General features: G+C 67.3%; 18 protein-coding genes and 1 pseudogene (1 of these 19 cut by a window edge). 12 read left to right on the top strand and 7 right to left on the bottom strand.

Annotated elements, in window-relative coordinates:
- Positions 1-186 precede the first annotated feature (186 nt).
- Together ACFYO1_RS20315 and ACFYO1_RS20310 are read left to right on the top strand one after the other, a co-directional pair.
- Positions 187-1,461, top strand: coding sequence for a hypothetical protein (locus ACFYO1_RS20315; protein WP_387233044.1), 1,275 nt, complete (start codon positions 187-189; stop codon positions 1,459-1,461).
- Between the two features lie 116 nt (positions 1,462-1,577).
- Positions 1,578-2,048, top strand: a complete 471-nt coding sequence (locus tag ACFYO1_RS20310) for a hypothetical protein (protein WP_387233041.1) — start codon at positions 1,578-1,580, stop codon at positions 2,046-2,048.
- A 200-nt stretch (positions 2,049-2,248) separates the two neighbouring features.
- On the opposite strand, the gene ACFYO1_RS20305 is transcribed toward ACFYO1_RS20310, so the two are convergent.
- Together ACFYO1_RS20305 and ACFYO1_RS20300 are read right to left on the bottom strand one after the other, a co-directional pair.
- On the bottom strand, positions 2,249-2,848 hold the full coding sequence (locus ACFYO1_RS20305) for a DUF4232 domain-containing protein (RefSeq protein ID WP_387233039.1): 600 nt from the start codon (positions 2,846-2,848) through the stop codon (positions 2,249-2,251).
- Between the two features lie 54 nt (positions 2,849-2,902).
- Positions 2,903-3,571 (bottom strand): hypothetical protein, encoded by a 669-nt coding sequence (locus tag ACFYO1_RS20300; RefSeq protein WP_387233037.1) that lies wholly within the window; start codon positions 3,569-3,571, stop codon positions 2,903-2,905.
- A 147-nt stretch (positions 3,572-3,718) separates the two neighbouring features.
- Between ACFYO1_RS20300 and ACFYO1_RS20295 the strand changes: the two genes are divergently transcribed.
- Positions 3,719-4,549: an alpha/beta fold hydrolase gene (locus ACFYO1_RS20295; RefSeq protein ID WP_387233034.1), complete on the top strand. Its 831-nt coding sequence runs from the start codon at positions 3,719-3,721 to the stop codon at positions 4,547-4,549.
- An 80-nt stretch (positions 4,550-4,629) separates the two neighbouring features.
- On the opposite strand, the gene ACFYO1_RS20290 is transcribed toward ACFYO1_RS20295, so the two are convergent.
- From ACFYO1_RS20290 to ACFYO1_RS20280, 3 genes are all read right to left on the bottom strand, one after another.
- A complete protein-coding gene (locus ACFYO1_RS20290) occupies positions 4,630-5,586 on the bottom strand; it encodes a type IV toxin-antitoxin system AbiEi family antitoxin domain-containing protein (protein WP_387233031.1) in 957 nt (318 codons plus the stop codon).
- Positions 5,587-5,778: 192 nt separating this feature from the next.
- Positions 5,779-6,441 (bottom strand): TetR/AcrR family transcriptional regulator, encoded by a 663-nt coding sequence (locus ACFYO1_RS20285; RefSeq protein ID WP_387233028.1) that lies wholly within the window; start codon positions 6,439-6,441, stop codon positions 5,779-5,781.
- A complete protein-coding gene (locus ACFYO1_RS20280) occupies positions 6,441-6,800 on the bottom strand; it encodes an SPW repeat protein (protein WP_364723282.1) in 360 nt (119 codons plus the stop codon). Before ACFYO1_RS20280 ends, ACFYO1_RS20285 begins: the two co-directional genes overlap by 1 nt.
- 154 nt (positions 6,801-6,954) lie before the next feature.
- Between ACFYO1_RS20280 and ACFYO1_RS20275 the strand changes: the two genes are divergently transcribed.
- The 3 genes from ACFYO1_RS20275 to ACFYO1_RS20265 all read left to right on the top strand — a co-directional run bounded on the left by ACFYO1_RS20275 (position 6,955) and on the right by ACFYO1_RS20265 (position 9,820).
- A complete protein-coding gene (locus ACFYO1_RS20275) occupies positions 6,955-8,166 on the top strand; it encodes an NAD(P)/FAD-dependent oxidoreductase (protein WP_387233024.1) in 1,212 nt (403 codons plus the stop codon).
- Positions 8,167-8,303: 137 nt separating this feature from the next.
- Positions 8,304-9,065, top strand: a complete 762-nt coding sequence (locus tag ACFYO1_RS20270; RefSeq protein ID WP_387233021.1) for a glutamate racemase — start codon at positions 8,304-8,306, stop codon at positions 9,063-9,065.
- Positions 9,062-9,820: a DNA alkylation repair protein gene (locus ACFYO1_RS20265; protein WP_387233019.1), complete on the top strand. Its 759-nt coding sequence runs from the start codon at positions 9,062-9,064 to the stop codon at positions 9,818-9,820. Before ACFYO1_RS20270 ends, ACFYO1_RS20265 begins: the two co-directional genes overlap by 4 nt.
- A gap of 7 nt (positions 9,821-9,827) precedes the next feature.
- Here ACFYO1_RS20265 and ACFYO1_RS20260 read toward each other — a convergent pair whose 3' ends face one another.
- Together ACFYO1_RS20260 and mftR2 are read right to left on the bottom strand one after the other, a co-directional pair.
- Positions 9,828-10,883, bottom strand: a complete 1,056-nt coding sequence (locus tag ACFYO1_RS20260) for a 2Fe-2S iron-sulfur cluster-binding protein (RefSeq protein ID WP_387233016.1) — start codon at positions 10,881-10,883, stop codon at positions 9,828-9,830.
- Positions 10,884-10,944: 61 nt separating this feature from the next.
- Positions 10,945-11,568 (bottom strand): mycofactocin system transcriptional regulator MftR2, encoded by a 624-nt coding sequence (mftR2, locus tag ACFYO1_RS20255; RefSeq protein WP_387233011.1) that lies wholly within the window; start codon positions 11,566-11,568, stop codon positions 10,945-10,947.
- Positions 11,569-11,921: 353 nt separating this feature from the next.
- Here mftR2 and mftA point away from each other — a divergent pair.
- From mftA to ACFYO1_RS20225, 6 genes and pseudogenes are all read left to right on the top strand, one after another.
- Positions 11,922-11,981: pseudogene (mftA, locus tag ACFYO1_RS20250) on the top strand (mycofactocin precursor MftA); the annotation flags it as partial.
- 17 nt (positions 11,982-11,998) lie between these two features.
- Entirely contained in the window at positions 11,999-13,552 is a 1,554-nt protein-coding gene (gene mftC, locus ACFYO1_RS20245) for a mycofactocin radical SAM maturase (RefSeq protein ID WP_387235243.1), read from the top strand.
- A 229-nt stretch (positions 13,553-13,781) separates the two neighbouring features.
- Positions 13,782-15,182, top strand: a complete 1,401-nt coding sequence (mftF, locus tag ACFYO1_RS20240; RefSeq protein WP_364723268.1) for a mycofactocin biosynthesis glycosyltransferase MftF — start codon at positions 13,782-13,784, stop codon at positions 15,180-15,182.
- A 33-nt stretch (positions 15,183-15,215) separates the two neighbouring features.
- On the top strand, positions 15,216-16,679 hold the full coding sequence (gene mftG, locus ACFYO1_RS20235; protein WP_387233007.1) for a mycofactocin system GMC family oxidoreductase MftG: 1,464 nt from the start codon (positions 15,216-15,218) through the stop codon (positions 16,677-16,679).
- 125 nt (positions 16,680-16,804) lie between these two features.
- The gene (locus tag ACFYO1_RS20230) at positions 16,805-18,166 is read left to right on the top strand and encodes a GAF domain-containing protein (protein ID WP_387233004.1); all 1,362 of its coding nucleotides are present in this window, start codon (positions 16,805-16,807) and stop codon (positions 18,164-18,166) included.
- A gap of 426 nt (positions 18,167-18,592) precedes the next feature.
- Positions 18,593-23,171, top strand: partial view of a non-ribosomal peptide synthase/polyketide synthase gene (locus tag ACFYO1_RS20225; protein WP_387233001.1) — the 5' portion only. 13,124 nt of this gene lie beyond the right edge of the window; the window shows 4,579 of its 17,703 coding nt (coding positions 1-4,579); its start codon is at positions 18,593-18,595; its stop codon lies beyond the right edge, outside the window.

Below are 23,171 nucleotides of genomic sequence, written 5' to 3'. Positions count from 1 at the left end.
GGGCTGTTACGGGATCCGATTTGAACCGTTCGTGCGTGTCATCCGCGGTAGCCCGTATGTGACCCGAGGTCGACATTTTTCGCCAGATCGCCATCCGCGGCTTGCCATCATCTCATCCGCGGCTGTACTGTTGCAGGTGTTCGGCCCGTAATCACGGGTTTGACGAACCCCGCAGTCAGGAGCGCCTTGTCTGAATCCACAAGCAGTTCAAACTTCGCCCCCCATATTCAGGTCGGCAAGGGGCATCCGATACGAGTGATGCCGGTCAGGGATCACCTTTCACTTGCCACGATAACTTGGGCGCATCTGTCACGGATTGTTCCCGATCCGCGGCGTGCCGAGGACCCCAAAGCTCTGCCGTATCTATCAGCCGCGGAACGGGAGCAGGCGGAGATCCGCAACGAGATTCAGCGGATGATCCAAGGCACAAAGAAGCGTGAGAATGCCAAGGACTATGCCCGTTACATCGCGGACGGGATTCGTGGTACCCGAGGCGAAGCCTGGGCGACCCCGCCCTTTGCATTGTGGATCCCTGACGAGTTGGAGCATGCATCGGCAGATGGCCCTTTCGGGACTGATTATATCGCATACCTCCCATTTGATGCGAGCGGCGTGCTGATGGATGCCGAAACACAGCACCTCGCTCATATTCATTTGGCAGAAAGTCCGGCGCATTATGGTATTACTCGTGATCAGATCGGTTCACGGCTGGTTTGTGTTGAGATCTATCATGGCATCTCGCTGACGGCTGCGCGCCAGATATTCCACGATAGAAATTTGCTCGGTGTTATTCCTAACAAAAATGTAGCTCTGAATTCAGACTCTAACGATGCTGCGACGAGCATTACCTTTGGTTTGATGGATCACGTTAAGGTGCCTAGCGGTGTGAGAGGGGAAAACGTTCCACTGAAGACTGTTGTTTCAACAAACAAGCGGCAACTGAAGATTAGCGATCCGGAGTGGCTGACATTATCGACATTACGCTCATTTACTATCACCGCGATCTTTGGGCGGTCCGGGTTTGAGAAGACCAGTGGTGCGGTAGGTATTGAGGACTTGCCCGTTGGATACGGGAAATCGGAAGTTGAATCTGCCATTGCGAGGGTGGCAGAGGCGCTGTTTTATTGGTTCGCCGACGAGTTTAAAAATCGGTCAGCTACTGTAATTGCTGCTCCGGCAGTACTGGCTGCATTGGGTGCTGTGGCTCACAGGTGCATGCCATGGAGTGACGAGCCGCGTCGGCCTTTGGGTGAGCTGGAATTATTACTTGCGGATGTCATCTGGGCGCGCATGCCGGTTGTCTGGGACGGAATAGCTGGAAAAACCACTACCTCAGGTGCGCTGTCACTTGCGGGCGGTGTGAAAGACAATGGTTCCAAGACTGCGACCGCGCTGGAAGATCCAGCATCGCAATCTTTTGATCGAGTTCGTGGTCGGGGCAGCGCTATGAGAATTCCTTAATCCGAGCGTTCATTCAGTTGGGTCGCTCATAACTATCTTCGAAAGAGAATTACGTGTTTTCATTGTCAAAGTTAGGTGCACCACGGTCGGTGGTCGATTGCCCGACGGTGATATGAATGGCGTTGAATATCTCGCTCGGGAGGGCGGCCATCGGAGCGGGGGCGACTACCGGTGTAATTAGTGTAACCAACCTGCTGGTTATGGTGCAGCGAGGTCCGGCTAGTGGTGTGTCACTGGGGATGCTCGCTTTTTCTGTTGGCTTGGCGGCGCTAAGCGGATCGCTCATGGCACTGGCATTGATATTGAAGTATATGGAAGGGCGGCCATACCGAGGATTACTCATCGAAGCGGCGCGGAGGCCAGAGTATTCGAATGCACTTGCGCAAATAATTGATGCCGATTCAAGGCATGAAGCCATCAAGAGCGGTCGCGGTCTCGTCGATAAAGAGCAGCGTATCCTATATCGTCCAGATGTGGCGTGGCCCGCCTCCGAAGTGCGAGCTAAGTCTACTATTGGACGGCGCGACGTTATCGAAGAGGACAATTCAGCCGGTGCCCCTGCTTTGAGGACGACCGGCCGTTCATGAATACTGTCGACATTTTGAACCCGATAGCTGGTGACTGATCGAGGTAACTCCTGGACCTGCGGTTATTGGTGACCGTGTTGTTGCCCTATGGGGCCGCTCAGGGTGCCATGCGTTCGGACTGGTTCGGGTGCGGGTTGTTTTGGGACCTGCGGGGTTCGGTGTACCCGTCTTTTCGGAGTTGCTTCAGCGTCGGCACCTGTCTAGATCTCCTTGCCGGGTTTGATGTAGTCGACGTGGAGGAGGAGGTAGGCGGGTTTGGTGCAGGCTTCGGCGGTGAAGGGGTGGGGGGTGGGGGTTGGTTGGTTCGGGGCGGTGATGAGGAGGAATTGGGCGGGGGTGCGTTCGCAGTCGTAGTTGCCGGCCTGGGAGTAGCGGAGGGCGGCGTGGGCTGATTCGGTGGGGGCGAGGGTGACCGGTTGGGGGGTGGCGGAGGCGGTGTCGGGTTCGGCGGGTGGGCCCAGTGGGGTGGGTGGGGTGCCGACGGCGAGGGAGACGCCGGGGTAGCCGGCGAGGGTGCAGGGGGCGGGGGCGGTGCTGGTGAAGACGATGGGGACGTAGATGGAGCCTGCCGCTCCGTTGTTCTTGCCCAGGGAAATCGTGAGATCGGTTGGGGCGCAAGCGGGTACGCCACCGGGATTGGACACGGGGGTGGTCGGCGTGCTGGCGAGCGGCGGCGTTCGCTGAGACAGTGACGCCGCCGCGGGCGGGGTGGTGCCCGTGGTCGATGGGTCCCGGGTAGAGGTGCCGCATGCGGTCAGGGGTAGTGCCGCAGCGAGAAGGACCAATGCAATGCCGCGCATGTGGCCACACTAGACCCGCGCGCCGGGTTTGCGCCGGGTTCGGCGCGGTGTCGCTCAGCAGCTGAAAGCGCGGCCGACGGTCGGCTCGCGCTGCGCGTCCGAGAGTTCCCGGAGGCAGCCGAACGGGACGATGCCGTCGTCGCTCATCTGCACGCCGGTGCGACTGGCCGGGTTGACGCAGGTGAGGCCGCTGGTCGCGATGCGGCACACGTAGTCGCCGAAGGTCAGTTTGCTGTCGTAGGGCAGGGTCTGTCCCTCGCCGTGGATGAAAAGGCCTGGGTCGCCACGGAATTGGCCGACCATCAGATTCTGTCCGGAGTAGTTGACGAACCCGCCGTCCCAGTTGCCGAAACCCGCGCCGGGCTTCGGGATCGGGTTCTTCAGTTTGACCGTGCAGTTGAATCCGTCGATGTGGTACTCGGTTCCGGTGATGCAGCTGATCTTCCCGGAGGGACTGACGAAGGCGATGTCGCTCTTCAGATCGGCGGCGGCCCCGGTGCCGGTGCTCGCGGAGTGGTAGCGGTTCACGTCGGCCGCGGTGCCGGACTGTGCCCAGGCGATCCGGTCCTTCAGCTGGCTTTCCGGGCTCTGTGAGGTGGTGGCCGCAGGGGTCGAGGTCGTCGTCGCCCGCGGTTGGTCCGCGCTGGGCTGGGGGCGACCGGAGGTGGATTGGGAGCAGGCGCTCAGCGCCAGGACTAGGGCAGCGAGTGCCGCGATTCGCATGCGCACCACACTAGTCGTTGTGTCGCAACGCAATCCGGTGGTGGTTTGCCGGCGGCGTGATTCGATGACCTCCGAGGTTATCGCGCCGGAGCGGACCGCTCCGTTAGCGTCGGAAACGAGAACGCGACCAGACGATGCGGAGAACAGATGCGTAAGTCCCCCCTCGCCACCGAACTCGGCGTCACCTCCGGCGCGCTGCGCCACGGGATGCCCTACCTGGCGATGGGCGCCGGCCGCCCGCTGGTGTTCCTGCGCTGGTTCACCCCGGATCACGCGAATCCGCGCGGCTGGATGCGCGAATCGGAGATCAAGCTGCTGGCGCCGCTGGCCCGGCACTTCCGGGTCTACGCGGTCAACCGCGCGCCGGGGATGGCTGAGGGCACCACGATGACCGATATCGCGGCCGAGCACGCGGACGCGTTGCAGGCCGAGTTCGGCGAGCCGGTGGACGTGCTCGGCGTCTCCTCGGGCGGCTCGGTGGCCTTGCAGCTCGCGGCCGATCATCCGGACGCGGTCCGGCGCCTGGTCGTCGCCTCGTCCGGCTACCGATTGGATCCGCTGGCCAAGGAGAGCCAGATCCGCTACGGCGAAGCGGCATTCGCGGGTCGCCGCGCACTGCACCATATGGCGTCGACCACCGTCTCGTCGCCGCTGCTGGCCCGCGTGGCCGGCGCCGCGATGTGGCTGATCGATCCGCTCGCCCGCCCGAAGAATCCCGCGGACACCCTCGCCTTCGTCCGCGCCGAAGACGATTTCGACCTGTCCGGCCGGCTCGGCGAGATCACCGCACCCACCCTGGTCATCGGCGGCGAACGCGACGCGGCCTACAGCACCGAGAACTTCCGCTACACCGCCCACGGCATCCCCGGCTCCCGCCTGCTCATCTACCCCGGCACCAGTCATATGGGCGTCCCGAAACACCCGCACTTCGCCGCCGACGTCACCGAATTCCTCACCGCCGGAGACCCGCTCACCTGAACTTCGCATACCTACCTGGTGCTTCACACATCTATCGGGCTGTTGCCAGCTGTGTGAAAGGCGCACCTGCCGTGCGAAGCTCAGATGGTGGGTGTCGGCGTCCAGCAACCGACGCGTCGGGCATGTGCCGCTGCCGCGGCGGCAGCGCGGATGCGCCGGATCAACTGGTCTGGATGGTCCAGGTCGTTCCAGGTCCACCTGACCACCATCCAGCCCAGCGCGCGCAGCTTGTCCTCGCGGATCTTCTCCGCGATCACCACCTGCTCAGGCCCACGCGCACCGCGCAGTTCACTCTGGTACTTCACCTGCCCATCGAATTCACCGACTACCCCAAGCTCCGCGAACAGGAAATCGACCCGCCCAACGCAGACTCCGTCGTCGGTGAACACGCGGGCTTGCAGTTCGGCTGCGGGTAACCCGCCACGACGAATGGCTATCCTGCTGCGGGACTCGCCAACGCTTTCACTGCGGCCGTCGGCGAAGCCGACAACCTGCGCAGCTTTCCGACTGCCCGGCCGATATCGCGCCCTCAGCAGGTGTGCACGCAATTCGTCAGCGGTGGTCAGCCCTTGGTGAAGGAACGAGTCGGCGACAGCGACCGATTGCTCAAAGCTTTCCGAGCGGGCGATATCGATGACCGTCCGAGCCGGGGTAGTAACCCGAATTCCGTTGACGATGGTGATTTCATCAGGCTCTATTTGCGCCGAGTGGACGACAAGCTGCTTGCCTCTGCGTCCGCCATTTATCCGATCACGCGTCATATGCACCCGGTCCAGCGGCAGCGCCCAGGCCGGCGCGCCATGGATCACCACCGCTGAACAATGGCTCGCCACCGCCGCATCGGACATTGCCTCGCCGGTGGCAAGGGCCAGCATCAGATGACGCCCCACCGCAGTCAACTCGGATTGCGGCGTCCGCAAATACTGCCCCGCCCGTACCCGCTGCCACGCTCCGCTATGGCACAACCTCCGCAGATCCGTATCCGAAATCCCACAGGCCAACGCTTGACGGCGCGAAATCAGCTGCGGTGCATCCATACCCCGATCGTTCTCCAGCCCCCAGGCCCGACGCCACCCCTGCCCCGCCGATTGTGCACAACACGCCGCCTGTGGATAACTCTGGACTCGGCTTCGCAGACTGCGGTCGTTCTCCACACATGCCTCAACCATCAAATCGGTATGTGAAGAACCAATATGGTGTGCGAGGAACCAAAGCCCTTTGCGAAGCCCTCAGCCGAGCTGAGTCATCCCCGCGGCGACCACCTGCGCGACATTCAGCAGGTCTTCGGCGGTGGGTATCGGCACACCGTCCAGCGCGTGCAGCCGATCGGTACTCGCGATGGCGAACATGGCAGACACCCACGCGGCGGCACAGGCCCGCAGCGTTCCCGGCCGCACGGGCGCCGTCGCACTCGCCTGCAAAACCCGCGCCGTGACGTCCAGCAATTGATCACGCAACTGCCGCAATTGGCGCCGCACATCGGGATGGGTATCGGCCTCGCGCCACATGATCACCCGCAGCACCGAGGAATGATGATCGCGCAGATTGAGCGCCGCGTCGAGCGCCACCAGACTGGCCGCCGGATCGCCGGGCGCGACCACGGTATCGATGTCATCGATCGGATGCGCGGGCACCCGCTCGTCCATCAACGCCGACAGAATCGAATCCTTGGTCGGGAAGTAATAGAAGACAAGACCTTTCGGCACGTCGGCCGCACCGGCGATGGCGGCCGTCGCGGTGGCGTCGAATCCCTGTGCCGCGAACAACTTTTCGGCGGCATCCAGGATGAGTTGCCGGGCGTCGCCGTCCACCTTCGCGCTGCGCCGGCGCCCGGCTCGCGGCTCCTTCCCCGGTCGCTCGGCTGCCCGGCGACCGGGTTTCGGCATCTGCATCAGTGGTGTGTCGCCGCGCCGTGCAGACGTCCCGACACCGTCGGCAGCGCCGCCACCGCGACTACCGCCGTCACTACCCCGACTACCCATGCGGTCCAGGATGCGCCGCGGTAATCGGTGAAGTCCATCGCCCAGGGCGAAATGAACAGCAAAACGCCGAACAGGCCCATGGCGTAGTCGGCGTTCGCTCCGAGGGCGGGCCGGTACATCTGCGCCAAGCCGGTAAGCGCGATGAGCACGCCGAGCACGACCAGTGACCACATCGCCTTGTCGGTGGTCTCCAGCCACAGGGGTGAGAGCGCGGCGAAGACTCCGAGTACTACGGCCAGGAAATCCTGTGCGCGACTTTCGGTGAACATGGTGTGCCTCCTATGGGCTTAGGAATATGTCCTGTTTTCGGTATAGACCTGATTGACCGCCCGATCAATATCGAAACGGCTACGATTGCACCGCCATGGCCGAGTGATCGGGTTCACTCGGGTACTGAACCAAGCAGACGTTAGGGTGAGCCGCGTGGCACCTTCAGCAACAGATTCCGCGCCGATCGTGATCGTCGGCGCCGGGCTCGCCGGTCTGCGCACCGCCGAGGAATTGCGTCGCGCCGGCTACGAAGGCGAACTGATCCTGCTCGGCGACGAAGGCCGGTTGCCGTACGACCGGCCGCCGCTGTCCAAGCAATTCGTCCGCGGCGAAACCGACGACACCACCCTGCGGCCCGCCGAGTTCTTCGCCGAGAAGCAGATCGACCTGCGCCTCGACCAGGCGGCGACCGGCGTCGACACCGATGCGCGCGAGATCCGCCTCGCCGACGGCTCGACCCTCGGTTACGGCCAGTTGATCCTCGCGACGGGCCTGCGCCCGCGCCGGCTGCCGGGCCTGCCCGAACTGAAGGGCGTGCATGTGCTGCGCGGCCACGCCGACGCCACCGCGCTGCGCGCCGAATTGGCCGAGGCCACAACGGCACTCGTGGTCGGCGCCGGTTTCATCGGCTGCGAGCTCGCGGCCAGCTTCCGCGCCCGCGGCGTCGAGGTGGTGCTGGTCGAGCCGCAGCCGACCCCGCTCGCCGCGGTCCTCGGCGAACAGGTCGGCGCGCTGGTGGCCGGGCTGCACCGCGACGAAGGCGTCGACCTGCGCTGCGGCACCGGGCTGGACACCCTGCTCGCCGACGGTGACCGGGTCCGCGGGGCCCTGCTGTCCGACGGCACCGAGGTCGCCGCCGATCTGGTGGTGATCGGCGTCGGCTCGCGCCCGGTGACCGAATGGCTCAACGATTCCGGCATCGCCCTCGCCGACCCCGCGCAGGGCGGCGGGGTGCTGGCCGACGAGGTCGGTCGCACCTCGGCCGAACGGGTCTGGGCGGTCGGCGACGTCGCCGCCTGGCTGCACGAGACCGGCCACCGCAAGCGGGTGGAACACTGGACCAACGCCGGCGAACAGGCTCGCTTGGTGGCGTGCGCGCTGCTCGGCGCCGCCCCGCCGACCGCGACCAGGGTCCCGTACTTCTGGAGCGACCAGTACGACGTGAAGATCCAGGCCCTCGGCACCCCGAGCGCCACCGACGACGTGCACCTCGTCGTCGCCGACGGTCACAAGTTCCTCGCCTACTACGCCCAGGACGGCAAACTCACCGGTGTCGTCGGCGCGGGCCTGACCGCCCAGGTGATGAAGACCAGAGCCAAGATCGCCGCGGGCGTCCCGGTCGCGGAACTGCTCACGCCGAGCTGAGTTCAGCCGCCGGGCCGCGCTTCCCGGCCGTCCGCGACCCGAATCGAGCCTGTTCGCCGGTGGTGCGGCGGCGCGCGCCCGCCGGTCGAACCGCTGCCGCGCAATTCGCGTCGGGGCACTGTAATACGGTTGACCCTGTGATCGTCGCGCTCATCGATTCGGGTCTCGGGCTGCTGCCCACATCCGCTTGGCTGCGCAAGCTGCGGCCGGACGTGGATCTGCTGCTGCAATTGGACCCGGACGGCGCACCGTGGGGGCCCAAGCCGGATCAGTGGACGATCAACCGCGTGGTCGAAACCGCCCGCACCTCGATCCAGTTGGGCGCGGAGGTGATCGTGATCCCGTGCAACACCGCGAGCGTCACCGCGCTGGAGCACGTGCGCGTGGAGGTCGGCCCCGACGTCCCGGTCATCGGCACCGTGCCCGCGATCAAACCCGCGGCCGCCGTCTGCCGCTCGGTGGCGGTCTGGGCTACCGCGGCGACCACCGCCAGCCGGTATCAGGCGGATCTGATCGCCAAGTTCGGCGGCGACGCGGACGTGGTCGGCGTGGCCTGCCACGGCCTCGCTGACTCGATCGATCGGGGCGACCTGGTCGCGGCCCGCGAGTCCATCGCGCGTGCCGCCGAGCAGACCCCGGACGATGTCGAGGGCGTCGTGCTCGGCTGTACCCACTACCCGCTGGTGATCGACTCGATCGTCGCCGCGCTGCCCGACGGCGTCCGCCTCTTCGACAGCGCGCAAGCCGTTGCCGCGCAGACCATTCGGCGGATGGACGCGCTCGGCCGCCCGACCCCGGGCAACGGCGAGGTGATCGTGCGCAACAGCGGGCGGCCCGGCGAATTGCCCACCAGCGCGGCCAGTTTCGAATCCGGCCGAATCCTGGGTGCGCAGGGTTGACGCCACCGCGCCCGGAGGGGGCTCCTGAGCTGACCGCGGCGGACGTGCAGGCCGCACTCCGTGCGGTGGCGAGCCCGGCGGACGCGATCCATCTTCAGCGGTTCTTCAAGACCGGTCCGGGGGAGTACGGCGAGGGCGACGTCTTCATCGGCGTGCGCGTACCCGCCGCCCGCGGTATCGCGAAACGTTGTGCGGCACTGTCGCTCGACGAGATCGACGTGCTGCTGGACAGCGCCGTGCACGAGGACCGGTTCGCCGGGCTGGTCATCCTCAACGCCGCGTTCGCCAGGGCATCCAAGCCGAGCACCTTCGACGACGCTGCCCGCGCGGAGCTGGTGGATCGCTATCTCGCCGCGGTGCGCCGTGGCCGGGTGAACAACTGGGATCTGGTCGACGTCTCCGCCGAGAACATCATCGGCCCATGGCTGTTGGACAAGCCGCGCGACCTGCTCTTCGAACTGGCCGGCGCGGATTCGCTGTGGGAGCGCCGAGTTGCCCTGCTCTCCACCTTCGCTTTCATCAAATCCGGTGACGCCACAACCACTTTCGAGCTGGCCGAGCGCCTGCTCGACGACCGCCGCGACCTCATCCAGAAGGCGCTCGGCTGGATGCTGCGCGAAGTCGGCAAACGCATCGATCAGCGACTGCTGACCGGCTTCCTGGACAAGCACGCGGCGAACCTGGGCCGCACCGCCCTGAGCTACGCCACCGAACACCTCGACCCCGGACTGCGCGCCCACTATCGCGCGCGGTAACCCCGGCTCAGAACTGGATCTTCAGGTGATCCGTCACCGGATGTGCCTGGCAGCCAAGGATATAACCGTTCTCGATGTCCTCCGGGTCGAGGATCTCGGCATTGTCCATCTCGACCTTGCCCTCGAGTACCGTGCACGCGCACGACCCGCATTCGCCCTCCTGGCAGGAATACGGCACGTCGAGCCCCTTGGCCAGCATGATGTCCACCAGGGTCTGCTTGCGTGGCCACTTCAGCTCGTGCACTTCGCCGTCGAGTTCCACCTCGACCGTCGCCGCGCCGGCGGCCTCCTCGTCGGACACCTCGACCGGCGCCTGATCCGCGAACGGGTCTCCGGCAAGGGAATTGAACACCTCGGCATGCGTGCGGGTGCGCGGCACCCCGAGCCGGCCGAGCGCGTCGTGCACCCGATCCATGAACGGCTTCGGCCCGCACATGAACGCCTCGTACGCCTGATACGGCGCGACCAGGGTGGCGAGCGCGTCGGCGGTCGGCAGGCCCTGGAGGTATTCGAGCCAGTGGATCACGGTCAGCCGCTGCGGATGCTTGTCCGCCAGCTCGCGCAGTTCGGCGGCGAAGATCACCGACTCGTGGTCACGATTGGCGTACACCAGCACGATTCGGCCGTTGCCGCGCGCGAGCGCCGACTTCAGGATCGACATCACCGGCGTGATCCCGCTGCCCGCGCCGAACAGCAGCAGATCGGCGTCGAGATCCTTGGGCGTGAAAACGCCTGAGGGCGGCAGGACTTCGAGCGAGTCACCCGCTTTCAGATTGTCGCACAACCAGTTCGAGCCGTACCCGTCGACCGTTCGCTTGACGGTGACCTTCGGCCGGTCGTCGGTGAACGGCGAACTGGCCAGCGAGTAGCAGCGCGCCACCGAGCCGGTCCGGTCGCTGGGGATGCGCAGCGTGAGAAACTGGCCGGGCTGGTAGCGGAAACGCTCGGCCAGTTCGTCCGGGACATCGAAGACCAGTGAGCAGGTATCGGTCGTCTCGGTGATGACCGCGGCTACCCGCAGTACGACCGAGCGCGAGCCGTGTGGAACCTCGACTGTGGTCATGTCGTCCTCTCGAACCTGGTACGTGCGCTGCGCGCGGGCAAAACTAGAACGTGTTGCAGTTTTATCGTACGTCGGACTCCGGCTGCCGGACAAGCTGAGCCTCCAGACCGGAGATCAGCACCTCCATGCCGAAGTCATAGGCGTACTTACCGCGCAGGTCGGCCATGTACTTGGTGGCGCGCTCGACCGCCTCGGGCAGCGCGACGTCCGACAGCGGCGCCCGGTCGCGCGGATTCACCCGGCTACGGCCGAACAGGTAGGTGTGGATGGTCGCGTACGCGGCCAGCACATTGCGATCGGTGAAGCCGGCCTCGAACAGGATCTCCATGATGGCCGCGATCAGGTCGAGTTGTTTGCCGAGCATCTGCTCGATCAGCACGTCGCCGAGGCCGGGGTGCTTGCGCAGCTTGTCGTCGATCTGATCGATCAGGTCGCGCAGCCGGCGCTGCCACGAACCGGATTCCGCTGGTGGCGTGCGTACTCCGGTCAGCGCGGCGGTGGCGACCAGGTCGAGCAGTTCGCGCTTGTCCGCGACGTAGTAGTACGGCGCCATCGGCGAGACCCCGAGCTCGCGGGAGAGTCGTCGCATCGACAGCTTCTCCACACCGTCCTCGCGGACCACCCGCAGCGCGGCCTCGACGATCTCGGATTCCGAGAGGGTATTGCCGCCTCCGCTCGCCTGCATTCGTCCGACTCCCATGCCACCTCTACCACCGCGGGCGCGTGTCGCCCGTCACGTCCTGTTCAGCTGCTTTCCATCCGAAGTCTAGAGGGCGCGGCCGCCGCGGGTTCGGTGTGCGTACGACTGGGCGGAACCGGCGACCAGCGGTATCTGTCCAGATCTGCCCCCAGTTGGTAGAACCTGTTCCATTTTGTCATCGAATGACGTTATCGTGTGACGGCGGCCACCAGCTGGCGGTCGCAGCACGGATCGCTCGCTCGGAGGTAGAGATGCCGGAATACGGATCCAACGGACACACCGACACCGACCACTCGGGAACGGTCGGCACGGTCGAGGCACGCGAGGACGCGGCGCCGCTGATCGAGGAGACCCTCATCGAAGAGGTGTCCATCGACGGCATGTGCGGCGTGTACTGACGAAGGCGGTGGAGACCATGCTCGATCTCGATACCCGATGGCAGCTGCATCCCCGGGTGGCCCTGCGGCCGGAACCGTTCGGTGCGCTGCTCTACCACTTCGGCACCCGCAAGCTCTCCTTCCTCAAGAGCCCGCGGATCGTCGAGATCGTGCGGTCGCTGCCGGAGCACACCTCGGCCCGCACGGCCATGCGCGCGGCCGGCGTCACCGACGCGAATTCCGCGCAATACGTGAAAGCGCTGACCCAGCTGGTCGATTCGGACATGATCGTCGGTGCGCCCGCGGACGCTCCGCGGGCGCCCGCAGCGGTGCGCTCGGCCGCGGCATCGTCGGCGACGGGGGTGGTTCCGTCGTCCGACGCGGCGGTACGGCTCATCGATCGGTTCGAAACAGGTCTGGCCGCACCGATTTGCCTGACCTGGGAACTCACCTATGCCTGCAACCTGTCGTGCGTGCACTGCCTGTCCTCGTCCGGTCGCCGCGATCCGCGCGAGCTGAGCACCGAGCAGTGCAAGGCGCTGATCGACGAGTTCGAGCGCATGCAGATCTTCTACGTGAACATCGGCGGCGGCGAACCGACTGTGCGCCCAGACTTCTGGGAGCTGGTCGACTACGCGACCGAGCATCATGTCGGGGTGAAGTTCTCCACCAACGGAGTTCGGATCACCCCGGAGGTCGCCGCCCGGCTGGCCGCGAGTGACTATGTCGACGTACAGATCTCGCTGGACGGCGCCGACGCCGCGGTGAACGACGCGGTACGCGGGCCCGGCTCCTACGACATGGCCATCCGCGCACTGGAAAACCTTGCGGCGGCGGGCTTCCGCGACGCGAAGCTGTCGGTCGTGGCGACCAGGCACAACATCGGTCAGCTCGACGAGTTCCGGGCGATCGCCGAAAAGTACGGTGCCACCCTGCGATTGACCCGGTTGCGGCCGTCCGGTCGCGGCGCGGACGTCTGGGACGAGCTGCATCCGACCCAGGAGCAGCAGCGGGTGCTCTACGACTGGCTGGTGCGCAACGGCGAGGGCGTGCTCACCGGTGACTCGTTCTTCCACCTGTCCGCGTTCGGCGAGGCGCTGCCCGGGTTGAACATGTGCGGCGCCGGCCGGGTGGTCTGCCTGGTCGATCCGCTCGGCGACGTGTATGCCTGCCCGTTCGCCATCCATGACCGGTTCCATGCCGGAAATGTGGTGTCCGACGGCGGTTTTCGCACGGTCTGGCACGAGTCGGCGCTGTTCGCCGAACTCCGCGAGCCGAGCGGCGGCGGCGCGTGCGCCTCGTGCAGTCACTACGACTCCTGCCGCGGCGGCTGCATGGCGGCCAAGTTCTTCACCGGCCTGCCCGCGGACGGACCGGACCCGGAATGCGTCCAGGGCTACGGCGAGGCCGCGCTGGCCGACACCGCGCGGCTGATCCCGCGCTCGTCGGTCGATCACTCCCGGCGGGTGACGCCGCGCGCCGCGGCGCGCAAGCCCGCGCCGGTTCCGCTCACCCTGTCCGTGACGCGCCCGAGCGTATTTCCGCCTGAACGTCCGCCGGCGCGCGCCTGCGACGAGAGTCCGCTGGCCTGATGCACGGCAGTAGCCAGTCGTATGCTGCCGCCCGCGCGGCGGCGGTCTTCCGGTCACGACCGGCCGATTGCCGTCGCGTTGCCGGATGCTGGAATCGCACGGAAGTCGGCGCTTCGCCGTCCGCCGCAACGACTGTCGCGGCGCTCGGCGTGCCGGATTCGTGCGGAATTCTGTCCTTTAAACCGGACGGATGATGCTTGTGCGCGAATCTCCGCCTAGCATGCCAGGAATGCGCCATGATCGCCTGCCCGACGGATTCGGGGTGCGGATTGATCCACGGGTACGCGCATACTCCGGAGGGCGGGTGCTGATCGGCGGCTCGCCCGCTCGGTTGCTGCGACTTGCCCCGGAGGCCGCCGAGATGATCGGCGACGGGTACCTCGAGGTGACCGGCCCGAAGTCCGCGACCGTTGCCAGACGGCTGCTCGACTCCGGAGTTGCCAACCCGCGTCCCCGGCTGCTCCCGTCCCCCGAGGACGTCACCGTCATCGTGCCGCTGCACAACAATCCCGACGGGCTGGCCCGGTTGCTCGCGGCACTGCGCGGGCACAACGTCATCGTCGTCGACGACGGCTCGGACCAGCCGGTGCAGATCCCGCGCGACCGCGGCACCCGCTGCCGGGTGACCGTGCTGCGTCACGACGAGAAGCAGGGCCCCGCCGCCGCGCGCAACGCCGGATTGAAGGCCGCGACAACCGACTTCGTCGCGTTCCTCGATTCCGACGTGGTGCCGCGCAGCGGCTGGCTCGAGGTGATGCTCGGGCACTTCAGCGACCCGGAGGTGGCGCTGGTCGCCCCCAGGATCGTCGCGCTGGATCCGGAGTCCAATGCGCTCGCCCGCTACGAGCACACCCGGTCCTCGTTGGATCTGGGCCGGCGGGAGGCCGCCGTGCAGTCGCACGGTCTGGTCTCCTACGTGCCGAGCGCCGCGCTGCTGGTGCGCCGCCGGGCGCTGCTGGCGCAGGACGGCTTCGACGAGTCGATGCTGGTCGCCGAGGACGTCGATCTGTGCTGGCGGCTCGAGCAGGCAGGCTGGCGGCTGCGCTACGAGCCTGCCGCGCACGTCGCGCACGATCACCGCGTCTCGTTCCGTGCCTGGTTCGGCCGAAAGATGTTCTACGGCACGGGTGCCGCGCCGCTCGGCGAGCGCCATCCGGGGATGGTCTCGCCGCTGTCGCTGCCCTCCTGGACCATGCTGGCCGCGTTCCTGTTCGCCACGCTGTCGAAGTGGGGACTGATCGGCGGGGTGATCACCTTGGTCACCGCGCTGGTCCGACTACGCCGGGTCTTCGCCGAGCTGGACAACCCCACGCGGATCGCCGCGATCTACCTGTCCCGGGGCTTCTTCGCCGGACTGTGGCGGCTGGCCTCGGCGATGTGCCGGCACTACTGGCCGGTGACGCTGGTGGCGATGCTTGCCTCGCGGCGCATTCGGCGCATCGCGATCACCATGGCCGTCGCGGACGGCCTGGCCGACTGGTTCACCCATCGTGATGCCGGTGGCCTCGACCCGGTGCGTTACGTGGCCTACAAGCGGCTCGACGACATCGCCTACGGCACCGGCCTCTGGGTGGGCGCGTTCCGCGCGCGCAGCCCGGAATCGCTGAAACCTACTGCGCCGTCACACTGATCGGCGCGGTCACATTGATCGGACAGGGTTCGGATGACCGACACGCTCATCGTCGGAGGCGGTACCGCGGGCTGCGTGCTCGCGGCCCGGCTGAGTGAGAATCCGGACCACACCGTCCGACTGCTCGAGGCAGGGCGGATGTGGCGTGGGCCGCAGGGATTCCCGGCGGAGCTGCTCGACGCCACCCGCCTGCCGGTCGGCGCGGACGCGCCATGGCTGTGGCGCTATCCGGTCACGCTGGCCGACGACGGCGTCGCGGTGAGCGCAAACATCGTGCGCGGCAAGGTGATCGGCGGCTCCGGCGCGGTCAACGGCAGCTACTTCGTGCGGGGCACCGCCGCGGACTTCGCCGCGTGGAGCAGCGAGCTCGGTCCGTCGAAGCTGTGGTCGTTCGATTCGGCGCTGCTCGCGTACTGCCGTTCGGAGCATGATGTCGATTTCGGTGATCGTCCGTGGCACGGGCGGTCCGGCCCGATCCCGGTGTGCCGCAGCACGAATCCGGTCGCGTCGAGTGCGCGATTCGCGACTGCCTGTGCGGCCCTGGGGTTTCCGGCCATACCTGATCTGAACGAAGCGCACGGCGCGGTCGTCGGCATCGGCGCGGTGCCGTGCAATATCGAGGACGGTAAGCGGGTCAGCGCGGCATCCGGATATCTCTTGCCCGCGTTGTCCAGACCGAACCTCACCGTTCAGGGCGCAACATCGGTGCTACGCATCCGTTTTCGCGGCGCGCACGCCATCGGTGTCGACGTAGTGCGGGACAACCGGACCGAAACGGTCTGGGCCGACCGCATCGTGCTCAGCGCGGGTGCGATCGAATCCGCCGCGCTGCTCCTGCGCTCCGGCATCGGCACCGCCGAACACCTTCGTGCCCTGGATATCCCGGTCGTCCAGGACGCGCCGGTCGGCTCCTGGTTTACCGACCACCCGGAAATCGGCCTCGAATACCGGCTCGAGGCCGGCGAACAGGCAACCGTCCCACTGGAATACGTGCTGGAGCTGGACGACATCGAGATCCGGCCGTACACGGTCGCTTTCCGGGCCGGCCGGCAACGCCTCGGGGTCGCCCTCATGCGCCCACAGTCCGCCGGCGTGCTGCGGCTGCGTTCGGCCGACCCCGCACAGCCGCCGGTGATCGAGCACCGGTATCTCTCGGCCGAGCACGATCGGACCCGGCTACGCGCCGCTGTCGCGACGGCGTCGGAGGTGCTGCACCGGATGTCCGCGCAACCGGTCACCGATTCGTTGCCGCCGCGGCCGAAAGCCGCCGATGCCTGGCTGCACGCGAATCTGGCTACCTCGCAACACCTGTCCGGAACCTGCCGAATGGGGCCCGCCGCCGACGACCGGGCGGTGGTGGACGAGTTGTGCCGAGTGCACGGCGTGACCGGCTTGTCGGTCGTCGATCTCTCCGTGGTCCCGGTGCCGCTGAGCCGCGGCCCGCAGGCGAGCACGGTGATGATCGCGGAAAACGTGGCCGAGTACCTCGGGCGGTGATGTGGAAGACGGATAGGTCACATTTGTGAGGGGTACAAACACGGTGTGACCTGGCGGACAAAGCCAGGCATCCGCCCTTGCCGCGGTATGACCGCCGGTACAGTTTGGGTCGGAAAGAAAGGCAAATGGTCAGCAACATTGCAGGTGGGCGGCCCCCGCAGCACGGCGTCGAGCCCGGCACGCAACTCGGCGCGCTCGAGGCCTATGCCGCACAGGCCCACGGATACCTTAGCGCGGGTGGCGATCAGCTTACCCAGCTTGCCGGATTGTTGCGCCCTGTCGTGCTCGAATCCTGGTTGCGCAGCGTGCGCGGCGGCGTCGATCCGCTCGATCCGCTGGACGGGCGCGGTCTGCGCGGCGCCGATTTGCAGCGCTATCGCGAGGCGCATCCGATCGCCACGCTGATGCCGTTGATCGACAAGCTGCTCGTACAGGACACGGCCAGAACGGGTTTGATCGTCGTGGTCGCCGACCAGTTCGGCCGGGTGCTCTCCGTGCACGGCAATCCGGATCAGGTCGGCGCGGCCGCCGAGATCGGATTGCGGGCCGGTGACGATCTGAGCGAGCGCCGCATCGGCACGAACGCGGTGGGCCTGGTGGTGCGCACCGGCCGGGCCGCCTGGATCCACGGCCCCGAACACTTCCTGCACCGGATGCACCTGGTCACCGGAGCCGCCGCGCCGGTCCATGATCCGGACGGCAGGCTGGTCGGCGTGCTGATGATCGCCGGCGGCGTGCGAGTCGCCCAGCCGGAGATCCTCGCCCTGGTGAAGGCCGCCGCGACCGCCGCGGAGATGGATCTGCTGCTGGCCGCGATGCGTTCGACCCGGCACGGCGCTGCGGGCGGCCACGCGCTGGACGCGCCTGCGTCGGGCCGGCTCGGCCTGGAGGTGCTCGGTCTGGGGCAGCCGCAATTGAGCGTGGCGGGCGACCGGGTTCCGTTGTCGCAGCGGCACGCCGAGATCCTGCTGCTGCTCACCGAACACCTGGAGGGCCTCGGCGCCGATCACCTCGCGCTGCTGCTCGACGACACGGATCTGGACAACGGCACCATCCGGGCCGCGGTGTCGCGCTTGCGCAGCGTGGTGGGCCCGACCGTATTCGGTTCGCGCCCATACCGTTTGCGCGTCCATGTCGCAACCGACGTGGAGGCGCTGCGGGCCGCGCTCGACTCCGGTGATGTCGATGCGGCATTGCGGCTCTATGCCGGACCGGTGCTCCCGCGCTCCACCGCGCCGGGGATCATCGACATTCGCGACGAACTGCGCGTGCGACTGCGCACCGCGGTCCTGAGTTCCGGGGATTCCGGGGTTCTGCGCCGCTGGACCGCGGGCGCCGAGGGGCGCGACGACGCCGCGGCGTGGGCCGCCTACCGGGCGACGGTCGATCGTGATTCACCCCTGTATGCGCAGATCGAGGCCAAGATCCGGGTGCTCGATCGACGGCTCGGCGCCGATGCAACGTGGATGCAACGTTCCGGCTCATAGTCTGCACTTCCGAACGTGTGGTAGCTCACAAACGTGACCTTGATGTGGTCGCGCACACACTTCTGTCCAGCCGCGTCGGCCCTGGTAGTTGCACTGGTCAAGTGACCAGAAGTTTTTAAGGGAAATAGTTCCTTTTTATTAACCGAGCGCCTAGTGTTCGCACTGCACGGATCGGCTTCGTGTGATGTAACCGACATGGCCGCGACGCCCGCCGAGCGGCAGTGAATTTGGAGGAACGAGCAAGAGTTGGGCCGACGGCGGGAAATCTGTCGGATCTCGCGGTGACGCTTCGCGTTACGCGCATTCACTGAATCGCCTGTGCTGGTCGATGCCATGCATCCGGGTTCGTCCCGTCCCTGCCATGGCTTATTCGCGCTGCCCAAAACCATTCGGCCAGCTGTTGTTTCGCAAATCTAGGAGGCTCTGGTGCACGGTACGGAGTTGGGCCGGTTCAGTGCGCGGCCGCCGGCGGCCGCGGTCCCCGCGTCGTTTCCGCTCAGCCCGGCGCAGCTCGGCGTCTGGTACGCGCAGCTGCTCGATCCGGACGTGCCGATCACCATCGCGCAGTACGTCGACGTGCGCGGCGAGCTGGATGCCGCCTTGCTGCAACAGGTCTCGGCGGAGGCGGGCCGCGAGTACGAATCGGTGCTCGTGCGGCTCGGCGAATCCGGCGGTGTGCCATACCAATGCGTCGATCCGGCGCTCTCGATCGACATCCCGCTGCTCGACCTGCGCACCCAGCCCGATCCCGAACTCGCCGCGCACGAATGGATGCGCACCGACGCGAGCACGCCGGTCGACCTGCTGACCGATCGGCTGTTCGCGGGCGCGGTGCTGCGGATCGCCGAGCATCGATACTTCTGGTACCTGCGGGTGCACCACATCGTGCTGGACGGATACGGCGCGCTGACCAACATGACGCGGATCGCCGAGCTGTATACCGCGCGACTGCGCGGCGCCGAGCCCACGCCGGTGCGGCCGAGCCCGCTGGTCGACCTGGTCGCCGGCGAACTCGACTACCGCGACAGCGCCCGCCAGGCGACCGACCGCACGCACTGGTCCGGACGAGTCGCCGGGCTGGACGGCGCGACCAGCCTCGACGGCCGCACCGCGAGGCCCGCGGCGAGCAACCTGATCGCCGGTCGACCGCTGCCGGCGACGCAGGTAGCCCGACTGAATATGCTTGCCGAAAGCCAGGATTCGACGCCCGCGGTAGTGCTGCTCGCCGCGTTCGCCGGGTACCTCGCCCGGCTGGCCGATCGCGACGAGGCGGTGCTCAGCCTTCCGGTCACCGCGCGCACCACGGCGGCGCTGCGACGCTCGGCGGGCATGCTGTCGAACATCGTGCCGCTGCGGCTGCCGGTCGGCGCGACCACCTGGGGTGCGCTGCTGCGCGCGACCAGGGTCGAGGTGACCGGCGCGCTGCGCCACCAGCGGTACCGGCACGAGGACATCCGGCGCGACGCCGAGCAGGCCGGCGGCTCGGCGCGGCGCGCGCTGTTCGGACCGCTGGCCAACATCATGCTGTTCCGCAACGACCTGACCCTCGGCGATACCGTCGGCTACTACCGCGTGCTTTCCACCGGCCCGGTGGAAGACCTCAGCCTGAACGTCTACTACGGCGAACGCGACGGCGTGCACGTGGATTTCGAGGCCAACCCGAATCTCTACAGCGCCGACGACCTCGCCAGGCACCACGCCCGTTTCCTCCGCTACCTCGAACGGTTGCTCGTCACCGACGCGACGACGCCGATGAGCGAGGTCCCGGTCGCGACCGAGCTGGAGCTCGAGGTCAGCACCCGGATCTGGAACGCCACCGCCTTCGACGTGGACGCGGTGCTGTCGGATCGCTGCTCGGGCGGCGCGCCCAAGGCCACGTTGGTCGCGATGTTCGAGGCTCAGGCGGCGCGCACTCCGGACGCGATCGCCGTGCGCTGCCCGGGCGCCGCGGATCTGACCTACGCCGAGTTGTCCGCGCGCAGTAACCAACTCGCTCGACACCTGATCGCGCATGGCGCCGGGCCGGAGACCTTGGTCGCGCTGCACATCCGGCGCTCACCCGAACTCGTGGTCGCGATCTACGCGATTCTCGCGGCCGGCGCCGCCTACCTGCCGCTGGACCCGGACCATCCGGCCGGGCGCACCGCGCACATCCTGGCGCTCGCCCGCCCGATGTGCGTGCTGATCACCGAGGACGACGTGGTCGCCGCGGCGCCGGTACTCCGCCTGAACGAGCTCGGGGCCGCCTATCCCGCGGGCCGCGTGTGGGATCGCGAGCGCACCGCCGCGCTGCGTTCGGAGCACCCCGCGTATGTGATCTTCACCTCCGGTTCCACCGGCCTGCCGAAGGGCGTGACGATCACCCATCGGGCGATCGTCAACCGGCTCGTCTGGATGCAGAGCACCTACCGGCTGAGCGCCGAAGACGTTGTGCTGCAGAAGACTCCGGCCACCTTCGACGTCTCGGTCTGGGAGTTCTTCTGGCCGTTGCAGATCGGCGCGACGCTGGTGCTCGCGCACCCCGACGGTCATCGCGATCCGGCCTACCTCCGCCGGGTGATCGCCGAGTACGGCGTCACCACAGCACATTTCGTGCCGTCCATGCTGGAGGCGTTCCTGGCGCAGCACGATTTCGGCCGCCGGAACACGCTGCGCTCGGTGTTCGCCTCCGGTGAGGCGCTGCCCGCCGCGCTCGCCCAGCGGCTGCGGGTGTCGACCGGCGCCCGCCTGCACAACCTGTACGGTCCGACCGAGGCCGCGGTCGACGTGACCTTTCACGAAGTGGCCGACACCGATACCCTCTCGGTGCCGATCGGCGCGCCGGTATTCAATACCAGGCTCTATGTCCTCGATTCGCGGCTGCGGCCGGTTCCGGTCGGGGCGCCGGGTGAGCTGTATCTGTCGGGGGTACAGCTCGCCCGGGGCTACGTGGCTCAGCCGGGACTGACGGCGGCGCGCTTCGTCGCCGATCCATTGGGCGGGCCGGCGACCGGCAGTCGCATGTACCGCACCGGGGATCTGGTCCGCTGGACCACCCGCGGGCAGCTCGAATATCTGGGCCGCACCGACTTCCAGGTGAAGCTGCGCGGGCTGCGGATCGAACTCGGCGAGATCGAATCCGTGCTCGGCGCGGTCGATTCGGTGGTCCGCGCGGTGGTCGTGGTGCGCGACGACGCCGGGGCCGGCGAGCAGCTCGTCGCCTACGTCGTCGAATCCGAGCCCGGGACCGTGCATTCCGCGCAGTTGCGCGCCGCCGCTGTGCGTGCGTTGCCCGGCTATATGGTGCCCGCGACCTACGTGGTGCTCGACGCGCTGCCGGTCAACGCCTCCGGCAAGCTGGACCGCTCCGCGTTGCCGGCCCCGGTTCGGTCCGGCCCGGAGTATCAGGCGCCGACGACGCCCACCGAGCAGGCGGTGGCCCGCGTGTTCGGCGAGGTGCTCGGCCGCGAGCGGGTCGGGCGCACCGACGACTTCTTCGCCCTCGGTGGCAACAGCTTGGTGGCGACCCAGGTCGCCGCCCGGCTCGGCACCGACCTCGGCTGCCTGCTCGGGGTTCGCGAGGTGTTCACCGCCACGACGGTGTCCGGCCTCGCGGAACTGATCGAGCGGGCGGGTGGATCCAGCGGCGCGCCAGTGGTCGCGCAGCTGCGGGCACGGCCACGGCCGCCGCTGGTTCCGCTCTCACCCGCACAGCAACGGATCTGGTTCCTGAACCGATTCGAGCAGGCGGGTGCGGCGTACAACATGCCGTTCGTGGTCCGGCTGCGCGGCACGGTCGATATCGCGGCGCTGCGGCGCGCGCTCGACGATGTCGTCGCGCGACATGAGGTGCTGCGCACGATATTCCCCGCGCTGCTGCCCGGTGCGGGCACCGGCGCCGCCGCGCGGCAGGTGGTGTTGTCGGTCGCCGAGGTGAGCGCGGCGCCCGAGTCGATCGGCGCGGACGAACTCGACGGCGAGCTGGCCGGCTTCGCGGCGCGCGGCTTCGATGTGGAACGCGAGATCCCGATCCGGGCGCGGGTGTTCGTGCTGGACGACGGCAGCTGTGCCTTGGCGCTGGTGCTGCACCACATTGCCGCGGACGGTCTTTCGCTGCGGGTGCTCGCGCGCGACGTGATGGTCGCCTATACCGCCCGGCAGCAGGGCGTCGTGCCGGACTGGACGCCGCTGCCGGTGCAGTACGCGGACTACAGCCTCTGGCAGCGGGAACTGCTCGAATCATCGGTCTATCCCGGCCAGTTGGCATTCTGGACCGAGACGCTGGCCGGCGCGCCGGACCAGCTGGACCTGCCCACCGACCGGCCGCGGCCCGCGGTGAGTTCCGGGCGGGGCGCGGTGTTCGGCTTCGAGTTGCCCGGCCCGGTGCACACCGGTCTCGCAGACCTTGCCCGCGCCCACGGTGTTTCGGCGTTCATGGTGCTGCACGCCGCGCTGGCCGCGTTGCTGGCGCGGTTGTCCGGCAGCACCGACATCATGATCGGCACCCCCGTCGCGGGGCGCGGCGACCGGACTCTGGACGATCTGGTCGGGATGTTCGTCAACACGCTGGTGCTGCGGACCACGATCGACTTCGCCGACCCCGTCTCGACCCTGCTCGCCCGGGTCCGCGAAGCCGACCTCGCCGCCCTCGGACATGCCGAACTCCCGTTCGAGCAGCTAGTCGAGGCCATCAACCCGGCACGCTCGCAAGCACAGCATCCGCTGTTTCAGGTCATGCTCGCCTTCGACAATGCGGAGGCAATCGCGTTCGAACTGCCCGACATGTCGGTGCTGACCAGTACCCTGGACACCGGAGTGACCAAGTTCGACCTCCTGCTGACGGTGACCGAGCAAGCGACGGTGACCGGAAGCTCGGAGGTTGCCGCACGCTCGGCGGTCACGGAAGGCTTCGCCGGTGCCGGACTCAGGGAAGGTTCGGCACCGGCGGGGATCCGGGCGGAATTCACCTACGCCACGGATCTATTCGACGAATCCACCATCGCCGACTATGCGCAGTGGCTCGTGC

The sequence above is a fragment of the Nocardia sp. NPDC006044 genome, from assembly GCF_042871115.1.
Lineage (GTDB): Bacteria > Actinomycetota > Actinomycetes > Mycobacteriales > Mycobacteriaceae > Nocardia.
The sequence above is the reverse complement of the archived record's forward strand: the minus strand, read 5'-3'. Positions and strand labels throughout refer to the sequence as shown.

Bases quoted from the DNA above. Each gene is read 5' to 3' on its own strand.
- mftF (WP_364723268.1), top strand. From the start codon at position 13,782: ATGCGCCATGATCGCCTGCCCGACGGATTCGGGGTGCGGATTGATCCA.
- mftR2 (WP_387233011.1), bottom strand. From the start codon at position 11,568: ATGCAGGCGAGCGGAGGCGGCAATACCCTCTCGGAATCCGAGATCGTC.
- ACFYO1_RS20290 (WP_387233031.1), bottom strand. From the start codon at position 5,586: ATGGATGCACCGCAGCTGATTTCGCGCCGTCAAGCGTTGGCCTGTGGG.
- ACFYO1_RS20310 (WP_387233041.1), top strand. From the start codon at position 1,578: ATGGCGTTGAATATCTCGCTCGGGAGGGCGGCCATCGGAGCGGGGGCG.
- ACFYO1_RS20230 (WP_387233004.1), top strand. From the start codon at position 16,805: ATGGTCAGCAACATTGCAGGTGGGCGGCCCCCGCAGCACGGCGTCGAG.
- mftC (WP_387235243.1), top strand. From the start codon at position 11,999: ATGCTCGATCTCGATACCCGATGGCAGCTGCATCCCCGGGTGGCCCTG.
- ACFYO1_RS20300 (WP_387233037.1), bottom strand. From the start codon at position 3,571: ATGCGAATCGCGGCACTCGCTGCCCTAGTCCTGGCGCTGAGCGCCTGC.
- ACFYO1_RS20305 (WP_387233039.1), bottom strand. From the start codon at position 2,848: ATGCGCGGCATTGCATTGGTCCTTCTCGCTGCGGCACTACCCCTGACC.
- ACFYO1_RS20260 (WP_387233016.1), bottom strand. From the start codon at position 10,883: ATGACCACAGTCGAGGTTCCACACGGCTCGCGCTCGGTCGTACTGCGG.
- ACFYO1_RS20280 (WP_364723282.1), bottom strand. From the start codon at position 6,800: ATGTTCACCGAAAGTCGCGCACAGGATTTCCTGGCCGTAGTACTCGGA.
- ACFYO1_RS20285 (WP_387233028.1), bottom strand. From the start codon at position 6,441: ATGCAGATGCCGAAACCCGGTCGCCGGGCAGCCGAGCGACCGGGGAAG.
- mftG (WP_387233007.1), top strand. From the start codon at position 15,216: ATGACCGACACGCTCATCGTCGGAGGCGGTACCGCGGGCTGCGTGCTC.
- ACFYO1_RS20295 (WP_387233034.1), top strand. From the start codon at position 3,719: ATGCGTAAGTCCCCCCTCGCCACCGAACTCGGCGTCACCTCCGGCGCG.